General features: G+C 70.9%; 17 protein-coding genes and 11 tRNA genes. 9 read left to right on the forward strand and 19 right to left on the reverse strand.

Annotated elements, in window-relative coordinates; genetic code table 11:
• Positions 1–2 precede the first annotated feature (2 nt).
• From ACQEV1_RS44195 to ACQEV1_RS44225, 7 genes are all read right to left on the reverse strand, one after another.
• Entirely contained in the window at positions 3–542 is a 540-nt protein-coding gene (locus ACQEV1_RS44195) for a flavin reductase family protein (protein ID WP_433403022.1), read from the reverse strand.
• Complete coding sequence (locus ACQEV1_RS44200) at positions 539–1,417, reverse strand: alpha/beta fold hydrolase (RefSeq protein ID WP_433403025.1); 879 nt, start codon at positions 1,415–1,417, stop codon at positions 539–541. Before ACQEV1_RS44200 ends, ACQEV1_RS44195 begins: the two co-directional genes overlap by 4 nt.
• Positions 1,414–2,340: a VOC family protein gene (locus ACQEV1_RS44205; protein ID WP_433403028.1), complete on the reverse strand. Its 927-nt coding sequence runs from the start codon at positions 2,338–2,340 to the stop codon at positions 1,414–1,416. Before ACQEV1_RS44205 ends, ACQEV1_RS44200 begins: the two co-directional genes overlap by 4 nt.
• A complete protein-coding gene (locus ACQEV1_RS44210) occupies positions 2,337–3,509 on the reverse strand; it encodes an acyl-CoA dehydrogenase family protein (protein WP_433403030.1) in 1,173 nt (390 codons plus the stop codon). The genes ACQEV1_RS44205 and ACQEV1_RS44210 overlap by 4 nt, the downstream gene beginning before the upstream one ends.
• Positions 3,510–3,609: 100 nt before the next feature.
• Positions 3,610–4,671 carry an ABC transporter permease gene (locus ACQEV1_RS44215; RefSeq protein ID WP_433403033.1) on the reverse strand — a complete coding sequence of 354 codons (1,062 nt, stop codon included), beginning with the start codon at positions 4,669–4,671 and terminating at the stop codon, positions 3,610–3,612.
• Positions 4,672–4,684: 13 nt separating this feature from the next.
• On the reverse strand, positions 4,685–6,229 hold the full coding sequence (locus tag ACQEV1_RS44220) for a sugar ABC transporter ATP-binding protein (RefSeq protein ID WP_433403036.1): 1,545 nt from the start codon (positions 6,227–6,229) through the stop codon (positions 4,685–4,687).
• A complete protein-coding gene (locus ACQEV1_RS44225) occupies positions 6,226–7,404 on the reverse strand; it encodes a sugar ABC transporter substrate-binding protein (RefSeq protein ID WP_433403039.1) in 1,179 nt (392 codons plus the stop codon). The genes ACQEV1_RS44220 and ACQEV1_RS44225 overlap by 4 nt, the downstream gene beginning before the upstream one ends.
• A 313-nt stretch (positions 7,405–7,717) precedes the next feature.
• Here ACQEV1_RS44225 and ACQEV1_RS44230 point away from each other — a divergent pair, with 313 nt between their 5' ends.
• From ACQEV1_RS44230 to ACQEV1_RS44270, 9 genes are all read left to right on the forward strand, one after another.
• The gene (locus tag ACQEV1_RS44230; protein WP_433403042.1) at positions 7,718–8,515 is read left to right on the forward strand and encodes a TetR/AcrR family transcriptional regulator; all 798 of its coding nucleotides are present in this window, start codon (positions 7,718–7,720) and stop codon (positions 8,513–8,515) included.
• 249 nt (positions 8,516–8,764) lie between these two features.
• A complete protein-coding gene (locus tag ACQEV1_RS44235) occupies positions 8,765–9,718 on the forward strand; it encodes an isocitrate lyase/PEP mutase family protein (RefSeq protein ID WP_433403045.1) in 954 nt (317 codons plus the stop codon).
• Positions 9,715–11,115: an FAD-dependent oxidoreductase gene (locus ACQEV1_RS44240; RefSeq protein ID WP_433403047.1), complete on the forward strand. Its 1,401-nt coding sequence runs from the start codon at positions 9,715–9,717 to the stop codon at positions 11,113–11,115. Before ACQEV1_RS44235 ends, ACQEV1_RS44240 begins: the two co-directional genes overlap by 4 nt.
• The gene (locus ACQEV1_RS44245) at positions 11,108–11,875 is read left to right on the forward strand and encodes an SDR family NAD(P)-dependent oxidoreductase (RefSeq protein WP_433403050.1); all 768 of its coding nucleotides are present in this window, start codon (positions 11,108–11,110) and stop codon (positions 11,873–11,875) included. Before ACQEV1_RS44240 ends, ACQEV1_RS44245 begins: the two co-directional genes overlap by 8 nt.
• Before the next feature lie 28 nt (positions 11,876–11,903).
• Entirely contained in the window at positions 11,904–12,503 is a 600-nt protein-coding gene (locus ACQEV1_RS44250) for a cysteine hydrolase family protein (RefSeq protein ID WP_433403053.1), read from the forward strand.
• Position 12,504: 1 nt separating this feature from the next.
• Positions 12,505–13,956 carry an FAD-dependent oxidoreductase gene (locus tag ACQEV1_RS44255; RefSeq protein ID WP_433403056.1) on the forward strand — a complete coding sequence of 484 codons (1,452 nt, stop codon included), beginning with the start codon at positions 12,505–12,507 and terminating at the stop codon, positions 13,954–13,956.
• Positions 13,953–14,753, forward strand: coding sequence for an aspartate/glutamate racemase family protein (locus tag ACQEV1_RS44260; protein WP_433403058.1), 801 nt, complete (start codon positions 13,953–13,955; stop codon positions 14,751–14,753). Before ACQEV1_RS44255 ends, ACQEV1_RS44260 begins: the two co-directional genes overlap by 4 nt.
• Positions 14,750–16,087: an FAD-dependent oxidoreductase gene (locus ACQEV1_RS44265; RefSeq protein ID WP_433403060.1), complete on the forward strand. Its 1,338-nt coding sequence runs from the start codon at positions 14,750–14,752 to the stop codon at positions 16,085–16,087. The genes ACQEV1_RS44260 and ACQEV1_RS44265 overlap by 4 nt, the downstream gene beginning before the upstream one ends.
• A 204-nt stretch (positions 16,088–16,291) precedes the next feature.
• Complete coding sequence (locus tag ACQEV1_RS44270; protein ID WP_433403063.1) at positions 16,292–17,557, forward strand: RNA-guided endonuclease InsQ/TnpB family protein; 1,266 nt, start codon at positions 16,292–16,294, stop codon at positions 17,555–17,557.
• Positions 17,558–17,572: 15 nt separating this feature from the next.
• Here the strand turns inward: ACQEV1_RS44270 and ACQEV1_RS44275 are convergent.
• The 12 genes from ACQEV1_RS44275 to ACQEV1_RS44330 form a co-directional block, all read right to left on the reverse strand.
• Positions 17,573–17,646, reverse strand: a tRNA-His gene (locus ACQEV1_RS44275).
• A gap of 27 nt (positions 17,647–17,673) precedes the next feature.
• Positions 17,674–17,745, reverse strand: a tRNA-Val gene (locus ACQEV1_RS44280).
• 5 nt (positions 17,746–17,750) lie between these two features.
• Positions 17,751–17,823, reverse strand: a tRNA-Arg gene (locus tag ACQEV1_RS44285).
• Position 17,824: 1 nt separating this feature from the next.
• Positions 17,825–17,898, reverse strand: a tRNA-Asn gene (locus tag ACQEV1_RS44290).
• A gap of 4 nt (positions 17,899–17,902) precedes the next feature.
• Positions 17,903–17,979, reverse strand: a tRNA-Met gene (locus tag ACQEV1_RS44295).
• A 12-nt stretch (positions 17,980–17,991) separates the two neighbouring features.
• Positions 17,992–18,081: transfer RNA gene (locus ACQEV1_RS44300), tRNA-Ser, on the reverse strand.
• Between the two features lie 56 nt (positions 18,082–18,137).
• Positions 18,138–18,210, reverse strand: a tRNA-Leu gene (locus tag ACQEV1_RS44305).
• 14 nt (positions 18,211–18,224) lie between these two features.
• Positions 18,225–18,297, reverse strand: a tRNA-Leu gene (locus tag ACQEV1_RS44310).
• A gap of 83 nt (positions 18,298–18,380) precedes the next feature.
• A tRNA-Gln gene (locus tag ACQEV1_RS44315) sits at positions 18,381–18,452 on the reverse strand.
• A 13-nt stretch (positions 18,453–18,465) separates the two neighbouring features.
• Positions 18,466–18,538, reverse strand: a tRNA-Arg gene (locus tag ACQEV1_RS44320).
• Positions 18,539–18,638: 100 nt separating this feature from the next.
• A tRNA-Gly gene (locus ACQEV1_RS44325) sits at positions 18,639–18,710 on the reverse strand.
• A 257-nt stretch (positions 18,711–18,967) separates the two neighbouring features.
• Positions 18,968–20,170, reverse strand: coding sequence for a dipeptidase (locus ACQEV1_RS44330; RefSeq protein WP_433403066.1), 1,203 nt, complete (start codon positions 20,168–20,170; stop codon positions 18,968–18,970).
• Between the last annotated feature and the right edge of the window lie 16 nt (positions 20,171–20,186).

Raw genomic sequence — 20,186 nt, forward strand, 5'->3', positions numbered from 1 at the left:
CGTCACTTGGGCGTGGCGTGGTTGGGGGCGTAGCTGCCGAAGCGTCCACGGTGGAAGATCAGCGGTTCGGGCGGTTCGTCCGCCGACCGCGTGGCGAGGTCGACCACCCGCCCGACGACGAGGAGGTGGTCGCCGACCTCGTGGACCTGCTCGAGTTCGCAGTCGATCCAGGCCGTGGCGCGTTCGAGGATGGGCGAGCCGGTGGGACCCGGCCGCCACCGTACGGAGGCGAACCGGTCGGCGCCCTTCGCCGCGAACAGGCGGCACAGCTCTTCGTCCTGTGCCGACAGGACGTTGGCGCAGAACGCTCCCGCCCGCCGTACCTTCGGGAAGGTGGTGGACTTCTTGTCGGGGAAGAAGCCGACCAGCGGGGGCTCCAGCGACACGGAGGTGAAGGTGCCGACGACGAACCCGGTCGGCTCGCCGTCGTCGATGGCGGTGATGGCGCAGATGCCCGTGGGGTAGTGCGAGAGCACCGAGCGGAAGCACTCCGGGTCGATCATCTCGTCGACCGCTCCTGTGGTCGTACGGGTCAGGGTCATGGCGTCGTCCCATCGCCGAGAGAGCCGCTGAGGAAGTCGCCGATCACCTTGCTGAACAGCGCGGCCTGCTCGAACTGCGACCAGTGCCCGCACTTGGCCATGACGTACAGGTCCGCGGCCGGGATGTGCCGGGCCAGGTAGTGACTGGCCTCCAGCGGCACGATTCGGTCCTCACGGCCCTGGATGACCAGCGTCTTGTGCGTGATGGCGGCGAGCTCCTCCGGGGAGAAGGTGAGCATCGGCCCGGGAGCGAACGTTCCCAGGTGCGAGCGCCGCACCTCCGGTCGCGACGCGACCGTCAGCCGCTGCTCGGCGATCGCGTCGATGTCCGCGCCGAAGGAGCCGACGTCGTGGACGAAGGCGCGGAACAGGTCCGCCATCGCCTCCCTGGTCGGGTCGTCGTAGAACGTGATCAGCTTGACCAGGTCCGGGGTGGGCTTCAGGCCGGGCATGCCGCCCGAGCCCATCAGGACCACCTTGTCGACCCGCTCCGGCGCGAGCTGGACCAGGCGCAGCGAGTACATCCCACCCATCGAGTTGCCGACGAGGCTCACCTTGTCGATGCCGAGGGCGTCCAGCAGCTCGATGAGCTTGGGCACGCGGAGCTCGGCGTTGGCCAAAAAGCCCTGCGGCGCGGGGTCGGGATGCGTGGAGTCGCCGAAGCCGATGATGTCCGGCGCGACGCAGTGGAAGCGGTCGGCCAGGGTCGTGATGACCTCCCGCCAGTTCGACAGGCCGCTGACCCCGGGACCGGAGCCGTGCAGCAGAAGGACGGCCGGCCGACCGGGCTCACCGGTCTCGTAGACGCGCGTGGAGAAGGCGTCCTTCAGCGGTACGTCCGAGGTGCGCACGGCGTCGGTGGACGTCGCGGTCATCGGGTGGCCTGCCCCTCGAACTTGTGCACGATGCCGGGCGGGGCGGTCATGTACCGCTCGCTGCGGTGGTGACCCCAGATGCTCGGATGGTGGTTCGTACGGGCGATCCAGGTGAGGTCGTCGACGCGCAGGCCGCCGTACCCGTACTCGACCTGCATGCCGGACGGGGTGGCGATGTAGATCGACGTCATCAGGTCGTTGGTGTGCCGCCCCAGGGACAGCAGGATGTCGACGTCGTTCTCGCCGCACAGGTCGATGCAGTGGCCCAGGTCGTCGAAGTCGCGCACCTCCAGCATGAGGTGGTTGATGCCGACCATTCCCGGGATGTGCGCGACCGCGAGCGAGTGGTGCCGCTCGTTGCAGTGGTAGAAGCGCAGGTTGAAGATGTCGGAGATGATCCGGTCGGAGAGCCGGAAGCCGAGCACGTCGGCGTAGAAGGCGTTGGCGGCCTCGATGTCGGGGACGATCAGTACGACGTGGCCGAGGCCCAGGTCGCCGGTGACGAAGCCCTTGCCCTCCAGGCGCCGGCCGGGGGTGAACGTGCCGGGGTACGACGAGCGGCCCCACGCCAGCTCGTGGCGGATGCCGAACGGGTCGGCGAACCAGTACACGTCCGCGGCCTGGCGTTCGGCGATCGTCTGCTCGTCGGCGTGGTGCACCTCGACGCCGTGCGAGCGCAGGTGCTCGACGAACTCGGCGAGGTGCCGCTCGTTGGTGACGCCCCAGCCGACGTACCCGAGCCGGTCCTCCTCACCGGGATGGACGGCGATGCGGTAGCCCATGTCGTCCACCCGCAGCCTGGTCGCGCCGTCGGGGCCCGCGGGAGCCGCTTCGGCGCCCAGCACCTTGGTGCCGTAGCCGATCCACTCCTCGTACGCCGGGGAGACGATTCCGAGGTAGCTCAGTTCCGATATCGCGTTCACAGCATGACCTCCGGGGCCGAGGCGCCGAGCTTGCCGGCGCCGTAGTACTGACCGATGGCTTCCGACGACAGGAAGGCGTGCCCCAGCTCGGTGGTGACGTCCTGGAACAGCCGGTGCAGCGGGTGGTCGACGTACGCGGTGCGACCACTCGAGATGCGGTACAGGTGGTTGATCGCGGCGCCGGCCTCCTGGCAGCCGCGGGTGATGTTCCAGCGCAGGCGGGCCCGCTCGGGCTTGGCCAGGAACACTCCCGCCTTCGCCGCCTCGGTGATCGTGGCGACCGCGTCGTACATCTTCATGACCGCGGCCTCGTGCGCGTACTCGGCCTCGGCCAGGTGCAGCTGGGTCAGCGGGTCGTCGCGGACCATGCCTCCCCAGTTGAGCCGCCGGCGGGCCGTCTCGCCGGTCCACGCGTCGAGGAAGCCGCGCGCCGCGCCGAGCATCGGGGCGACGAGGACGAGGTTGAACATGACGGCCCACGGCAGCCGGTAGAGCCAGCCGTCGTTGAGCGCCTGGCCGGGCGCCGGCGTGTCGGGGTTGTACTCGTACTTCAGGCTCAGCAGCACGCGGTGCCCGGGGACGAAGGCGTCGTCGACGACGATGTCCTTGCTCCCGGTGCCCCGCATGCCCGCGGTGAACCAGTTGTCCTCGATGCGGTACTGGTCGCGGGTGAGCAGGAACGAGCCGAAGTTGGGCACCTTCGCGTCGCCGGCCTGCACGAACCCGGCGTTGGCGCCGAGGATCACGCCGTCGCACAGGTCGCAGCCGGAGGAGAACGACCAGCGGCCGCTGAGCCGGTAGCCGCCGTCGACCACCTCGGCCTTGCCGGTCGGCGCGTAGGACGAGGAGGTCGTCTTCGCCGCGTCGGCGCTCCAGAAGTCCTGCTGGGCCTGGTCGGCCATCAGCGCGATCTGCCACGGGTGCGAGGAGACGACGCCGGCGACCCAGCCCGCGGACGGCGCGAGGCGCGCCACCTCGTACACGTTGGTCAGGTGCTCGGCGAGGTCGAGTTCGCCGCCGCCCCAGCGCGCGGGCTGGAGCCCTCGGAGGATGCCCAGCTCGTGCAGGTGCTTCCACGTGGTGTCACTCAGGCGGCGATTCTCCGCGGCCTCCTCCTCGCCGCCGCGCCACTGGTCGGCGAGACGCCGGATTTCATCGATGACGCTCATCTGTTATCACCTCTTCTTCCCTGTAACAATCACTACAGGGATGGGACGGACGGTATCCGCTCGATCGATCGCTGGCAAGGGTCTGAGCCGCGCCCGACGGTCAGGCGGTCGTGGAATGGCGGCGCACGAGGGTCGCGAGCGCGACCGCGAAGACCAGGCCGCCGCCGTAGAAGACGTCCTGGATCCAGCCGGACAGCCCGAGCAACTGCAGGCCGAAGATGCCGGTCTCCAGGACGTAGATGCTGATGATCGTGCCGATGGCGTTGAACTGGCCGGGCTGGACGACGGCGGTGCTGAGGAAGACCGCGGCGAGGGTCGGCAGGAGGTAGGTCGCCGCGTCGGTCGGGTTGAACCCGCCGACCGACGAGACCAGCACGACCCCCGCCAGGCCGGCGAGGAACCCGGCCGTCAGGTACGACCCGGCGCGGATGCGGTTCACCCGGATGCCGGCGAGCCGCGCCACCTCCCGGCTGGCACCGACGAACATCAGGTGCCGGCCCAGCGGCGTACAGGAGCACACGTAGGCGAAGGCCGCGACGAGCACCAGGCCGTACCAGAAGCTGACCGGCATGCCGAGAACGCCGTACTGGGTCAGGTCACGGAACGCCTCGTCCGGGATGATCGAGACCGCGCCGGAGCCGGCCAGCAGCTTGGCGATGCCGATGGCGAGCGTCCCGGTGCCGAGCGTGACCACGAGGGACGGCACCCGCAGCACCACGACGAAGAAGGCGTTCACGGCGCCGCAGGCGGTGGCCGCCAGCACGGCGACCAGACAGGCGAGCCAGATGTCGACCCCGTGCCGGCCGTTGAGCGCGGCGATGATCGTCGCGGCGATGCCCATGACCGAGGCCACGGACAGGTCGAACTCCCCGACGACCAGCGTGCTCAGCGCCGCCATGGCGAGGAAGACGAGCAGTTGCTGTGAACCGAAGATCGCCTGGATGGAGGTCGTCCTGGCGAACTTGTCGGGCATGATCGCCAGGTAGACGACCGCCATCGCGACCCACACGCCCACCAGCGCGTACCGGCTCCCCAATGAGCCGAGCCGGCTCCCTCTCCCGGACGGGTCCGGAGCGGGCGGGGGCGGATCGGTGGCGGACTGGTCGATCGCGGGCGGGTCGATCGCGGGGCCGGCTTCTGGAGGCTGGGCGTTGGTCTGCATCGTTCCTCTTCGCTCAGGACGCGGTGGGGGTCGGCGGCGTGGGTGCGGTGGCGTACACCGCGCCGAGCACGGTGTCCGGGTCGTCGGTGCGGATCTCCTCGAGCCGGTCGGGCCCGTGGTAGACGAGGATCCGGTCGCACGCGGCGGCGAGGTCGGCGGCCTCGGCGCTGACCAGCAGCACCGCGACGCCGGAGTCCGCGGCGCGACGGACCGCGTTGAGGATGTCCGAGCGCGCCCCGACGTCCACCGCCTGAGTGGGCTCGTGCAGGATCACCAGCTTCGGGCCGACCGACATCCACTTGGCCAGCAGGACCTTCTGCTGGTTGCCCCCGCTGAGTTCGCCGACCAGCCGCATCGGGGTGTTCGGCCGGATGCCCAGGCTCCTGATCGCCTCGGCCGTCTCCCGCTGCTGCCAGCGCCGGCCGACCCAGTAGCGCCTGCCGTCGCGGCGCAGCCTCGGCAGGCAGATGTTGTCGCGGACGGACAGGCTCATGGCCAGGCCGTCCCGGTCGCGGCGTTCGGGGACCAGCGCCACCCCGGCGCGGATGCACGCCCCGACGCCGGCCTTGGGCAGGTCGACCACGGTGCCGCCGACGGCGAGCCGGCCGGCCCGGGCCGGCCGGGCCCCGGCGATCAGATAAGGGAGGTGCTCCACGCCGCTGCCCGGAATGCCGGTCAGCCCGACGACCTCTCCCGCGCCGATGCTGAGATCGAGGCCGGCGGCCCCCGGCCCGTACAGCCCGCTGACCCGCGCGGCCGGCGCCGGACGCGCGCCCGCGGCGGGTGCGGTGACGCGGTCCACGTCCTTGCCGAGCATGAGCCGGGCGACGGCCTGTTCGGTCTGCCCGGCGGTGTCCAGATCCCGGCCCACGACCCGCCCGTCGCGCAGCACGGTGACGCGGTCGGCGAACGTCAGGACCTCGTCGAGACTGTGGCTGACCAGCAGCACGGAGGTGCCCGTGTCCATGACGCGGCGCAGCATCTCGTGAAACCGGCGCAGTTCGTCGCGGCCGAGCGAGCGGGTGGACTCGTCGAGGATGACCAGGCCGCCGCCGGGAACGAGGTCGCGCATGGCCCGTGCGATGGCGACGCCGGCGCGGTGAGCGGCGCCGAGCGTCCCGACCGGCGCGGCGGGGTCGAGGTCCAGGCGCAGCGAGCGCAGTGCCTTCGCCGCGACCGTACGCTGGGCCCGCCAGTCGACGCGGCGCAGGTAGCGGGTGCGGGAGTAGCCGCCGACGCCGATGTTCTCCGCCACCGTCAGGTGGTCGAGCAGGCCGAGGTCCTGGTGGACGACCGAGACGCCGGCCGCGTGCGCCTGCGCCCACCGCACCGGCAGGCGCAGTTCCGCACCGTCCACCCGGATCGTGCCGCCGGCGTCGGGGGCGTGGTACCCGGTGAGGACCTTGACCAGCGTCGACTTACCGGAGCCGTTCTGGCCGACGAGGGCGTGCAGCTGACCCGGCCGCACCGTGAGCCGCGCGTCGGACAGGACGCACGCGGAGCCGAAGGTCTTGCCGATGCCCGCGACCTCCAGCCGCGGCGTGGCCCCTGCGCTCACGACTTGACGCCCCAGGCGGTCAGGAAGTCCCGCTGCCACCGGTCACCGCCGTACCACGCGGTGCCGTTGTAGTTCGCGTCGCTCAGGTCGAGGCCGCCCACGTTGTCCTTGGTGAAGACCCGGATCGCGCCGTCGTTCTCCGGCTGGATCGGGGCTCCGGCCAGCAGGCGTACGGTGGCGTCGGCGAAGCCCCAGCCGTTGTAGACGGCCCCTTGGCCGACGTTGTAGGCGAGCTGGCCGGCCTTCAGTGCCCGCAGGCCCGCCGTGGTGCCGCCGGCGGCGATCACCTTCAGCTTGTTCGTGAACCCCGCGCTCTGGATCCCGGGCAGCGCGGCCTGCAGGAACGCGTCCTGCGGCAGGATCAGGTAGTCGATGTCGGGGTTGGCGGCGAGCTTCGCGCTGATCGCCGAGCCGAGCCTGCTCATGTCGGCGGTGAGCGTGTCGACGGTGGTGACCTCGCACTTCGGGCAGTGCTGCTTCAGCTCCTCGATGCCCACCTCGTTGTTCTTGGTCGTCACGCTGGAGTCGGTCAGCTTCACGACCAGCGCCTTCGCCTTGCCGTCGCTGTCGGCGATGGCGGCGTCGGACATCAGCCTGAACGCCTGCTGGGTCAGTCCGGACGGGTCGAAGAAGCCGAGGTTCTTGCCGGGCTTGGCGCCGCCGGTGACGGGCACGCCGCCGACGAGTACCGGGATGCCCTTGCCGACCAGGCTCTGGAAGGCCGACGGCGCGCTGGCGTAGTCGACGAAGCCGGTGACGACGGCGCTCGCGCCCTGCGTCGCGGCCGTGTTCATGCAGTCGGCGATGGTCGTCGGCTGGAACTTGCCGTCGCAGACGTGGACGCTCGCCCCGAGCCGGCCGAGGGCGTTCTGCATCTGGGTGCCGATGGTGGCCAGCACCGGAACACCGGTGCCGATGGGCACGTACCAGACGGTCTTGCCGTGCAGTTCGGGAGGCTTCGGCACCGAGACCGGCGTGCCGTAGGCGTCCCGGGTCACCTCGTACTTCTTCAGCTGCGCCTTGGCGTACGCGACGCCGGTACCGACCGCTCCGGAGTCGCCGCCCGCGACGGCGGCGGAATCGGTCGTGCCGCCGCCGGAGCAGGCGGTGAGCAGGGCGATGGCCACGGCCGCGACGAGAGACGCGGCGGCCTTGGAACGTATGGGAAGTGCCACGGGACTTGGACCTTTCGGTGGAGGTGTGGTGACTCAGGCCCCGGTCTCGTGCGGCTCGTCGCATCGCGGGGTCCAGGGTCAAGGCCCTGTGTTGACTGCTACGGTTCCCTGTAGTGACCGTTACGGCAGGAGCATGTGGCCGGTAACGCGGATGACACAAGAGCGGGCATCGATCGTAACCTTTTCGTAATCTCCGCTCCCTTACTGGCCAGCGAAGCAGGGCAGGCCGACGGCCGTCGCGAACGACCCCGCACAAGTACACTTTCCGTGTACGCCGCGCTACATGGCCGATCCCCCGCAGGAGTCGAACACGATGCCCAGACAGTCCCAGCGCCGCCACCAGCAGGGCGAGGAGTCACGGCAGCGCATCCTCGACGCGGCCTTCGAGATCGCCTCCGAACGCGGCTACGACGGGACCACGCTCGCCCTGGTGACGAAGCGCGCCGGCCTGCCCGCGAGCTCGGTGTACTGGCAGTTCAAGAACAAGGACGAGCTGCTCGCCGAGGCCATCGAGCACAACTACCGTCAGTGGCGCGCCAGCCGGACGTCCTGGACCGAGCTCGCCGACAACGCCGACCTGGACGTCCAGGTCGAGACCGCCCTGCGCAACCTGGCCACCGGCCTGGTCGACCAGCCGTCCTTCCAGCGGCTCGGCCTGATGCTCGCCCTCGAACGGCGCGCGGTCGAGGCGAGCGCCCGGGCCCGCTTCCGCAAGGTACGCGACGACACGATCATGATGATGACCGGCTGGTGGCACCGCGTGCTGCCCAGCTCGGCGATCGCGGCCCACCCGCAGGCCCCGCACGAGCTGGCCCAGATGATGATCGCCGTCTCCGACGGCCTGTTCATCGCGACGCAGACCGATGAGGGCTTCGACCACGCCCGGCTCGTGGAGCTGATGACGATCGGCATGCGCGGCGTGGTCCATCACTTCCTGGCGGCCGCCGGAGACGAGGACGCCGCGGCGGCCGCCGGAGGCGCGGGCGCCGCGCCGGCCGCCGCCAAGGCGGCACCCGCGCGAGCCGCCCGCGCCAAGACGGCGCAGGCCAAGCCCGCGAAGCGGCCCGCGACAGGCTCCAAGCGCTCGGGCTCCACCGGCGCGGACGCCTGAGGCCCGCCGCTCCTGAACTCTGGGCCCGTCTCGGCCGCCCGCCGTCCCACCGCGCGGTCGAGACGGGCCCTGGTCGTTCTCGGCCTGCCCGCGCGGCCGTTTCCCAGGTCCCGCCCGTAGCGCCCGGCGAACTGCCTCTTGCGTTACGGCGGTGTGTCATGCGAATGTCCCTGTAGCAATCACTACATGCTTCCATGCGACGTCCCGGATGGACGGACGTCGCGGCGGAGCCCCACAGGGAGAAGTTCGATGTCCGCAATTGACGGACCGGGCGTACCGCACGGCCTGGCGAGCGACACCGACCCGGCCCGACGGCGCGCGGCCCTGCGCGATCTGCTGAGCGCCCCGGAGCCGCTCGTCCTGCCCGGCGTGAGTGACGCGCTGGGCGCGCGGCTCACGGACCGGGCCGGGTTCGCGGCCTGCTACGCGAGCGGAGCCGGGATCGCCAACGCGCAGTTCGGCGTCGCCGACGTCGGCCTGGTCTCGCTCGGCGAGGTCGTCGAGCAGGTCGAGCGGATCACCGACGCCACCGGCCGGCCGGTCATCGTCGACGGCGACACCGGGCATGGCGGGCCGCTGTCGGTGATGCGCACGGTCCACCTGCTCGAACGGGCGGGCGCCGCGGGCATCCAGCTCGAGGACCAGCAGATGCCGAAGCGCTGCGGCCACTTCGACGGCCACCAGCTGGTCGACGCCGGAGAGATGGTGGCCAAGATCCACGCCGCGAGGCGCGCCCGGTCCGGTCAGGGCGCCGAGGCGCTCGTGATCCTGGCGCGCACCGACGCCCGCGGCGTGTACGGGCTCGATGAGGCGCTGCGCCGGGCGCACGTGTACCTCGACGCCGGTGCCGACGGGCTGTTCGTCGAGGCGCCGCAGGGCGTGGAGGAGCTGGAGCGGGTCGGCCGGGAGTTCCGTGGCGTCCCGCTGGTGGCGAACATCGTCGAGGGCGGCAAGACGGTGCCGCTGACCGTCGCCGAGCTGTCCGGTTTGGGCTTCTCGATCGTGCTGTACGCGAACTTCCTGATGCGCGCGATGGCGTTCGCCGGTCAGCAGGCGCTGCGGTATCTCGCCGAGCACGGCGAGACGAACGGCTTCACGGACCGGATCCTGCCGTGGGCGCAGCGGCAGGAGCTGTTCGCGCTGCCTGGCCTCACCGCCCTGGACTCCGCGTTCGCCGAGGTGATCGCCGGAGCGGAGGGATGAGCGAGCGCTACGACGTCGTGGTGCTCGGCGGCGGGCTGGCCGGAGCCGCCGCCGCGGCCCAGGCCACCGAGGAGGGCGCGCGCGTGCTCCTGGTGGAGAAGCGTGCGGTCCTCGGCGGCAGCTCGGTGCTCAGCGCCGGGCTCACCGCCTTCGCCGGCACCGACGAACAGCGTGCCGCCGGCATCGACGACGGCCCCGGCCTGCTGCGCAGCGACCTGGTGGAGGTCGGCGCGCACCGCGCCGACGAGAGCCTCATCGACACCTACTGCGCGGAGCAGATCGGCACGTACCACTGGCTGCGCTCCCACGGCGCGGTCTTCGGCGCGCCGCGCGCCGCGTCAGGCCAGTCCGTGCCGCGCTCGCACCCCGTGGACGTCGGGGCGCTCATCGACTCGCTCACCCGGCGGGCGCGGGCGCGAGGCGCCGAACTGCGCCACCGGTCCCGGGCCAGGCGGCTCCTCATGGACGGCGACCACGCCGCCGGGGTCGTCCTCGACGGGTCCGGCGGCGTGTCGGAGGTGACCGCGCCCGCGGTCGTCATCGCCACCGGCGGCTTCGTACGCAACCCGCGGCTGCTCGCCGCCTTCGCGCCCGCCATGGAGCGCGCACTCAAGGCCGGCGGCGACGCCAACACCGGCGACGGGCTGCTGATGGGGTGCAAGGCCGGCGCGGGACTGGCCGACATGCCCTACGTCAAGGGCACGTTCGGCATCTTCCCGTGGCCCTCTCCGGCCGAGGGCGGCCATGGCATCCTCGCCGTCTACAAGGGCGCGATCGCGGTCAACGGCGAGGGCCACCGCTTCGTCGACGAGTCACGTCCGTACAAGGAGATCGGCGACGCCTGCCTCGCGCAGCCCGAGGGCATCGCCTTCCAGATCATGGACGACTCGGTCCTCGCGCAGACCGATCCCGAGGTGGCCATCTACGACTTCGCGCCCCGTCTGGCGGCCGGCCAGGTGCAGCGGGCCGACACCCTCGCCGGGCTCGCCGACGCGCTCGGCATCCCGGCCGACGCGCTGGAGGCCGGTGTCACCGACTACAACGGACGCCTCGAACGCGGCGAGCCCGACGCGTTCGGCCGGGCCACGCTCTCCGGCGGCGTCGGCACGCCGCGGCCGATCCAGGGCCCGCCGTACTACGGCTACCCCTGCACCACCGTCCTGCTCTCGACGTACTGCGGGCTGACCGTCGACCCGGCCGCGCACGTGCTCGACGTCTTCGGGGAGACGATCCACGGCCTGTACGCCTCCGGTGAGGTCACCGGCGGCTTCCACGGCGCCGGCTACGTCACCGGAACGTCCCTGGGCAAGTCCGCCGTCTTCGGCCGCATCGCCGGTCGCGAGGCCGCCCGGCACGCGGCCCGCGCGACGACACGAGAAGAGGCCCGCCATGTCTGATCCGTTCGACCTCACCGGCGACACCGCGCTCGTGGTCGGCGCGGCCGCCGGCGGGCTCGGCGCCCGCGCCGCACTGACCCTCGGCCGGCGCGGTGCGCGGGTACTCGTCGCCGACCTGCCCTCCCGCGCGGACGACCTCGACCGGACGGTCGACTCGCTCGTGTCGGCGGGCGCCTCCGTCGAGGCGCTGACCTGCGACGTCACCGACGAGTCGTCGGTGGCCGAGGCGGTCGGGCACGCCGGGCGGCTCGACGTCCTGGTCAACGCCGCCGGAGTCATGCTCCGCAAGCCGGTGGCCGAGACGACCGTCGAGGAGTTCGAACGCGTCCTGCGAGTCAACCTGACCGGCGCGTGGCTGCTGGGTCGCGCGGCGGGCGCCCGGATGACCGCCCAGCGCGGCGGCCGGATCGTCAACTTCGCCACCGTCTACGCAGAACGCGTCGGACCGGTGCCCGAGTCCGCCTACTACTCCTCCAAGGCCGGTGTCGCCAACCTGACCCGGTCGATGGCCAGCGAGTTCGGCACCGCCGGCGTACGGGTCAACTGCCTGGCGCTCGGCGTCTTCTACCCCACCAACATGACCGCGCCCCTCGCCGACGCTCCGGAGACCCTGGCCTGGTTCTCCGACCGGACGCTGCTCAAGCGGCTGGGCGACCCGGAGACCGACCTCGACGGCCCGCTGCTGCTGCTGGCGTCGCCGGCCGGATCGTACGTCACCGGCCAGGTGATCTACGCGGACGGAGGCTGGTCGGCGTGGTGACCTCCCCTACGACGAAAGGTGACGAGACATGAGTCGCACCGCACTGCTGATGCTCGACTACCAGGTCGCGATGTGCGACTCCGGCCCGCACGGCCGCCAGCCCGCGCTGGCCGAGCAGGTCGCCGCACGCGACGTGATCGCCCGCGCGGCGAAGACGCTCGACGCGGCGCGCTCGGCCGGCCTGTTCGTCGTGCACGTACGCCTCGCGTTCGACCCTTCGTACGAGCTGCGCACCAACCGCTCGGCGCGCTTCACCGCCTACCGCACCGCCGCCGCCATGCTGCTGGGCTCGACGGAGGCGGAGTTCGTGCCGCAGGTCTCGCCGCTGCCGTCGGAGCCGATCGTGACCAAGGGCGGCGTGAACCCCTTCATCGGGACGCCCCTGACGGAGATGCTGCTGGGCAACGCGATCACGAGGGTCGCCCTCGGCGGCGTGGCCACCAATCTCGTCGTCGAGGCCGCGGCGCGCCACGCGGTCGACACCGGGCTGGACGTCGTCGTACTCGAGGACCTGTGCGCCTCCTTCGCCGCGGACATGCACGACTTCGCGGTCACCCGCACGCTGCCGCTGTTCGCCGAGGTGTCCGACAGCGAGCGGTTCCTCTCCTCCATCGCCGAAGGGGCCTGACATGGCGACCACTCAGTACGACGTCGTGGTCGTCGGAGCCGGCGTCGCCGGGCTGTCCGCGGCGCTGTCCGCCCACGAGTCCGGCGCGACGGTCGCCGTCGTCGACCGCGCGGACGCCGCGGCCAGTGGCGGCAACACCCGCTACACCGAGGCGTTCCTGCGGATGAAGTCGCTGGACGAGCCGGCCGACGACCTGGCCGACCAGCTGCTGGGCGACTTCCAGGGCCACCCCGACCCCGGCATCGTGGCCGGCACCCTCGCCGACCGCGGCCGCTGGGACGGCCCGACCGCGACGGTGAACATCGTCGACCACGGGTACGTCTCCACGCTGCTGGACGAGGCCGGACCCACGCTGCGCTGGCTGACCGGCTTCGGCGTCCGCTTCGCCACGCTGCCCACGCCGTTCCCCACCACGTCCACCAGCCGCATGGCGCCGGTCGGCGGCGGCCTGGCGCTCGTCGAGTCGCTGACGCGGACGGCGCGTGCGGTCGGCGTGACCTTCCACTTCGACACCACCGTCCGCGAACTCGTCGTCGACGGCGGCGCGGTCCGCGGCGTACGCGGGCTCGGCCCGGACGGCCCGGTGGAGCTCGCCGGGCGGGTGGTGCTCGCCTGCGGCGGCTACGAGGGCAACCCCGAACTGCTGGCCCGGTACCACGGCGACAAGGGCATGCTCTGCCGTCCGGTCGCGCGTGGCGGGCACTACAACAAGGGCGAGGGCATCGAGATGGCCCTGGCCGCCGGGGCGGCCTCGGCCGGCAACTTCGCGCTGTTCCACGCCGAGCCGGTCGACCCGCGCTCGGGCGAGCCCGAGGCGGCGATCTTCGCCTTCCCGTACGGCATCCTGGTGAACGCGGAGGGCCGGCGCTTCACCGACGAGGCGCCGGGGCCGTCCGACGCGTGGTACGAGCGGGTGACCCGCATCATCCAGGCGCAGACCCGCGGCGTGGCTTACCTCATCCTGGACGCGGAGGCGCAGAAGGTACCGAACATCCGCGCCTCGATCCGCACCGACCTGCCGCCGATCGTCGGGCACGACCTCGACGAGCTCGCCGCGGGTCTGGAGGTCCCGCCGGACGCGCTACACCGGACGGTCGAGGAGTTCAACGCGGCCTGCCGTCCCGGCACGTTCGACCACGGCGGCCCGGACGGCCTGGCCACCGAGGGCCTGGTGCCGCCGAAGTCCAACTGGGCGCGGCCGGTGGCCGCCGCGCCGTTCCACGCCTACCCGATCATGGCGGCGAACGTCTTCACCTTCGGCGGGCTGCGCACCGACGAGAACGCGCAGGTACTCGACCGCGACGGCCGCGCCATCCCCGGCCTGTACGCCGCGGGCGAGCTCACCGGGCTCTACTACTCCAACTACACCGGCTCGACTTCGGTGCTGCGCGGGGCGGTCTTCGGCCGCATCGGCGGACGCAACGCCGCGACGGCCGTCGGAGTCCCGGCATGACGCGCGTCTGGCACCAGAGCTTCACCGTCCTGGAGGACGTCGGCCCGTACGTCGAGGCGATGCGCCGGCACCTCGACGCCCGCAGGCTGCCGGACACCACGATCGACTTCCACGGCATGCGGCCCGGCACCTACCCCTCCGCGTATCCCGGCACGCACATCCGCTACTCCTACCTGTCCGGGCTGCACAAGGAGCAGTTCGTGGCGGCGGCGCTTCAGGCCCGGGCCGAGGACTACGACGCGTTCCTGATCGCCACCATCCCGGACACCGGGTTCGAGGAGATCCGCTCGCTGGTCGACCTCCCCGTCGTCGCGTTCGGGAACGCCTCGGTGGCCTTCGCCGCGACGCTGGCGCCGACCGTGGGCATCGTGAACTTCATCGACGCGCTCCAGCCGCAGCTGCACCGGAACATGCGCGACTACGGCTTCGGGGAGATCGTCGGGCCGATCGTCTCGATCGGACGCGGCTTCACCGACATCGTCTCCGCCTACGACGACCCCGCACCGCTGCTGGCGGCCTTCACCGTCGCGGCGCGGCGGGCGATCGCCGACGGCGCGCAGGTGATCGTCCCCGGCGAGGGTCCGCTGAACATCTTCCTCGCCGACCAGGGCGTGTCCCGGGTCGACGACGTCCCGGTGATCGACTCTCTCGGCGTCGGCCTCGCGCTGTGCGAGGTACGGGCGCGGATGTACCGCACGAGCGGGCTCGTCCCCTCGCGGCGCGGGTTCTTCTTCGAGACACCGCCCGCCCCCGTCCTGGAGGCGGCGCGCGAGTTCTACCGGGGGGCGGCCGAATGAGCACCGACGCCGAGGTCGTCGTCGTGGGCGCCGGCGCCGCGGGCATGACCGCGGCGCTGCGCGCGGCCCGCGGCGGCCGGGTCATCGTGTTCGAGAAGAGCACCCGGCACGGCTGCAACACCCAGTACTCCAGCGGCAGCCTCGCCGCGGGCGGCACGCGGCTGCAGGCGGAGGCGGGCATCGAGGACTCGCCCGAGCGGCACGCCCGCGACATCCTCGCCGCCAGCGGGGATCCCGGCGCCGCCGCGCTGGTACGGGCGGTCTGCGCCGCGGCACCGCGATACGTGGACTGGCTCGTCGACGAACTCGACCACCCGCTGGAGCTCGGCATCGACATGCCCCGCGCGGGCCAGTCGGTCCCGCGGCTCCACACCGACCCCGGCCGCGGCGGCGGCAAGGTGCTCGTGCAGACGCTGCGCCGCGCCATGTCCGCGGTCGCGGACATCACGTTCGTCGACGAGACCCCCGTCATCGGCCTGCGGTACGACGGCGCGCGGGTCACCGGCGTACGGGTGCGCGAGCACACCGGCGAGCAGGAGGTCACCGCCGACGAAGTGGTGCTGGCCTGCGACGGGTACGGCAACAACCCGGACCTGCTGCGGCGCTTCACACCGGACGCCGCGACCGCCTTCCACGGCGGCGTCAGCACGAGCCGCGGCGACGCCGTGATCTGGGGCGAGCGGATCGGCGCGGGACTGCGGAACATGGGCGCCTACCTCGGCCACGGCCAGGTCGTCGCCGGCCACGGCACCCGGCTCAACCCGAACCTGCCGTTCCTCGGCGCGTTGATGGTCGACGGCGCCGGCCGCCGGTTCTGCGACGAGAAGGCGCAGGGATACTCCAGGCTCGGCGGGCTGATCCGCCGGCTTCCCGGCGAGCGCGCGGTCATGATCTGGGACGAACCGGCGCACGAGGTGGCACGCCACTCGGAACTGATGCGCGAGTCGATCGCGGCGGGCGCGTTCCGCCGCTACGCGGACCTGTCGTCGCTCGCCGGGGGCCTCGGCCTCCCCGAGGACACGCTCGGGCGGACGCTGGACGGCTTCGTCGCAGCGTCGGACCTGGTGAAACGTCCCGTGGAACGCCTGCGGCCGCCCTGGTACGCCGCGTGGATCACGCACGGCATCCTCACCACACAGGGTGGCCTGCTGATCGACGCGGAGGGCCACGTGCTGCGCCCGGACGGCACCCCCATCCCGGGCCTGTCGGCCGCCGGCGGCGCCGCGACGGGCATCTCGGGCCCGTCCCCCGACGGTTACAGCTCGGGCAACGGCCTGCTCGCCGCGATGGGCATGGGCTGGATCGTCGGCAACCGGCTCGGCTCCGCCGACTGAGAATTCTCGGCGGCCCCTCCACAGCGGAAGACATCGTGCATGGGGCAGGAGTCGAGCCTGCACAATGCGAAGCGGGCAACTCCATAAAAATCGCTCACCATTTACACCGGTATGCCCTGAAACGAGTGACCGCACATTCTGCGACTATGTGCCGGTCACAACAAAAGCCATCGGCAGAAGTAATGAAGCACTATGGTTTTGGTCATGCAGCTCCGCTACAACTACCGGACCTACCCGGACGCCACCCAGCGCCGCGCGCTGGCCCAAGCGTTCGGATGTGCGCGTGTGGTGTGGAACGACTGCTTGCGCGCTCGCAATGACGCGCACGCCGCCGGGCTGCCGTATGTCACGTCGGCGGAGCTGTCCAGGACATTCATCACCGAGGCCAAGCGCAGCCCAGAGCGGGAGTGGCTGGCCGATGTGTCAGCGGTCGTCCTCCAGCAGTCCCTACGGAACCTGGACACCGCGTTCAAAAACTTCTTCGAGTCGGTTAACGGCAAGCGCAATGGGCCTAAGGCCGGGCCGCCCCGGTACAAGTCGAAGAAGGACACACGGCAATCAATCCGCCTCAATACCAACGCATTCTCCATCCGCGGCAACGGCACAGTGTACGTGGCCAAGGTCGGCTATCTCAAGGTGAGATGGTCCCGTCCGCTTCCCGCCACGCCATCATCGGTGACCGTCACCAAGGACAGCTCCGGCCGATATTTCCTCAGCTTCGTCATCAACATGGACCCCCAGCACCTGCCTGCCACCAGCGCCGAGACCGGCGTAGACCTCGGGCTGGGGCACTTCGCAGTGCTCGCCGACGGGACCAAGGTCGACTCTCCGCGCTTCCTGCGCCGGGCGGAAAAGAAGCTTAAGAGAATGCAGAAGACCCTCAGCCGCAAGGCCAAGGGCAGCACCAACCGCGCCAAGGCGCGGACCAAGGTCGCACGCCAGCACGCTCGCGTAGCCGACCAACGCCGGGACTGGCTACACAAGCTCTCCACCGAATTGATTCGCGATAACCAAGCGATCTACGTGGAAGACCTCGCAGTCAACGGCTTGGCCCGCACCCGCCTGGCCAAGTCGGTACACGATGCGGGCTGGACGCAGTTCGTGAGCATGCTGGAGTACAAGGCCACCAAGCACGGCCGCTATGTCGGCAAGATCGACCGCTTTGAACCGACCTCTCAGGTCTGCTCGGCCTGTGGCGCCAAGGACGGCCCCAAACCCCTCAACGTCCGACAATGGACCTGCGTGAAGTGCAAGACCGTCCATGACCGCGATATAAACGCAGCACGCAACATCCTGGCGGCCGGACGGGCCGACAGACTAAACGCCTCGCAGAGCGCAAGTAAGACCAGGACGAGAGTCCTGGCACAGCGCGTTGAAGCAGGAAGCCATCGGAAGGGGCAAACGCCCCAGGCCGAAATCCCCGGCCCAAAGACCGGGGAGCTCGTCAAAGCCGCTTGGTCTCACCCATGACCAGGCCCATGCAAAGGGTGAACAGGGGGATTCGAACCCGCCTCTTCCGGGGCCACAACCCGGCGTGCTTCCGTTACACCATGATCACCATGGCGTCCCTTTTCCGTGGGACGCGGTCGACCGAGCAGGAGTCGAACCTGCCACGCGCGCCGTGTAAAGGCGCCGCTCTGCCGATGAGCTACCGGTCGTGACGTACCCTCGGCCGGAATCGAACCGGCGACCTACCGCTCCGGAGGCGGGCGCTCTTTCCGCTGAGCTACGAGGGTCTGGCTCCGGTGGCCGGATTCGAACCAGCATGTCGCGGGCAACAACCGCGCATCCTGCCGTTGGATGACACCGGACCAGTCGCGCAGGTGGGATTCGAACCCACGATCTCCCGGCTTATGGGGCCGGTGGGGACGGCCTGACTCCCCTACTGCGCTGTGATTTTCTTCTGGCGGAAGGTGAGGGATTCGAACCCCCGCAGGTGCGACCCTGGCCTCCGTTTTCGAAACGGGCGCGATACCGGACTCCGCCAACCTTCCATTGCGTCGATGACCGGGCCGTCGCCCCCGTCAGGACGGCCCGGTCGTCTCTCGCGTACCGCCACAAGGATTCGAACCTTGACCTTCGCGTCCTGAGCGCGACGCCTCTACCGGTTGGGCCATGGCGGCGTGGTGAAACTGCGTACGCTCGGCGGGATTCGAACCCGCACCTCCGGCTCCTCGGGCCGGTGCCTCTGCCAGTTGGGCCACGAGCGCTTGACGAAAGAGCCGCCGCCCGGTGCCGACCCGGGCCACCCGCTGTACGAAGGCGGGGTCACAAGCCGTGTGCGGCGGCCTCGCTCCCTGGCAAGGATTCGAACCTCGATCGTGCGGTCCAGAGCCGCATGTCCTTCCGGTTGGACGACCAGGGAATGACCACGTACGCGCCTCCGCCAGGACTCGAACCTGGGGCCTCCCGCTCCGCAAGCGGGCGCTCTCTCCACTGAGCTACAGAGGCTGGGCGCGGCGGCCGGGAACCCGGAAAAGGCCGCCGCGCGTAAATGTCTTCCGCTGTGGAGTTGTCAAAACGCGCTCCCCCGCCATAGGCAGGAGAAAAGCATGGGTGGCAGGAGTCGAACCCGCTTCTCGCCGGACTTGGAAACCGGCCGCCTATCCGTTGGCTCACCCACAAGCGTGGCTTACTTATGAAAAGAGCCGCCCGGGACGATGTCCTCGGGCGGCCCGTCACGACAGGCGCGACCTATCCCGAGGATCCCCTGAGGAGGACATGCAGCAGCTCATATCGCGTGCCCTGCGACATCTGCCAGTGCGCGGTATTCATTCGCGCTTCCTCCTCTCCTGTCGTTCTGATGCTTCCATCATAAGAACCCTCGCCGCGAGGGCAACGTATTTAATTCGGACGCCGTACCCGCGAATCGGGTTCCCCTCAGCCGTCCAGTTGTTCGATCGTCGCGATCGACGGCGCCTCCGTACGGCTCAGGTCGTGGGCCGTGTCCTCGGCGGCGCGCAGGACGCGTACGGCGTTGCCCCAGGTGAGCTTGGCCAGGTCCGGCTCGGACCAGCCGCGGCCGAGCAGTTCGGCAATCAGGTTCGGGTATCCGGCCACGTCGGACAGGCCGTCCGGGGTGAACGGGATGCCGTCGAAGTCGCCGCCGATGCCGAGGTGGTCGATGCCGGCCACCTCGCGCATGTGATCGAGGTGGTCGGCGACCGTGGCCGGGGTCGCGACCGGCCGCGGGTTGGCGGTCTCGAACTCCGTCCGTGCCTTGGTGGCCTCCGGACCGGTGTCGAAGCGGCGGAAGCCGGCCGCCTCGACGTGCTCGTCGGCGGCCTTGGTCCAGTCGATGGCCTCGGGCAGCACGAACTTCGGCACGAACGTCGCCATCGCGACCCCGCCGTTGGCGGCCAGGGACGTCAGCACGTCGTCGGGGATGTTGCGCGGGTGGTCGCAGAGGGCGCGCGAGGAGGAGTGCGAGAAGATCACCGGGGCCCGGCTGACGCGCAGGGCGTCCCTCATGGTGTCGGGGGCCACGTGGGAGAGGTCGACGAGCATGCCCAGCCGGTTCATCTCGCGGACGACCTCCTCGCCGAAGCGGGTGAGGCCGTTCGCGGCCGGCTCGTCGGTGGCCGAGTCCGCCCAGGGCACGTTGTCGTTGTGCGTCAGCGTCATGTAGCGGACGCCGAGCGCGTACAGGGCGCGCAGCGTGGCCAGCGAGTTGTCGATCGAGTGGCCGCCCTCGGCGCCCATCAGCGACGCGATCCGGCCGTCCGCCCACGCCGCCTCGACGTCGTCGGCGGTCAGGGCGATGCGCAGGTGGTCCGGGTAGCGCGCGGCGAGGGCGCGGACGCAGTCGATCTGCTCCAGCGTCGCGCTGACCGCGTGGTCGCCCCCCAGCTCCGAGGGCACGTACACGGACCAGAACTGCGCGCCCACCCCGCCCGCGCGCAGGCGGGCGAGGTCGGTGTGCAGGCGGCCGGTCTGGTCGGCGGCGATGTCGCACGCGTCGAGGTCGTATCCGAACTTCTCGCGCAGCGCCCACGGAAGGTCGTTGTGCCCGTCAACCACGGGGTGGCCGGCGAGCAGCGCGCGGGCGCGCTCCAGATGGCCGGAATCGACGGTGTACGTCATACGGTGTCCTCACTGA

This window comes from Actinoallomurus sp. CA-142502 (assembly GCF_050936355.1).
Taxonomy (GTDB): Bacteria; Actinomycetota; Actinomycetes; order Streptosporangiales; family Streptosporangiaceae; genus Actinoallomurus; species Actinoallomurus iriomotensis.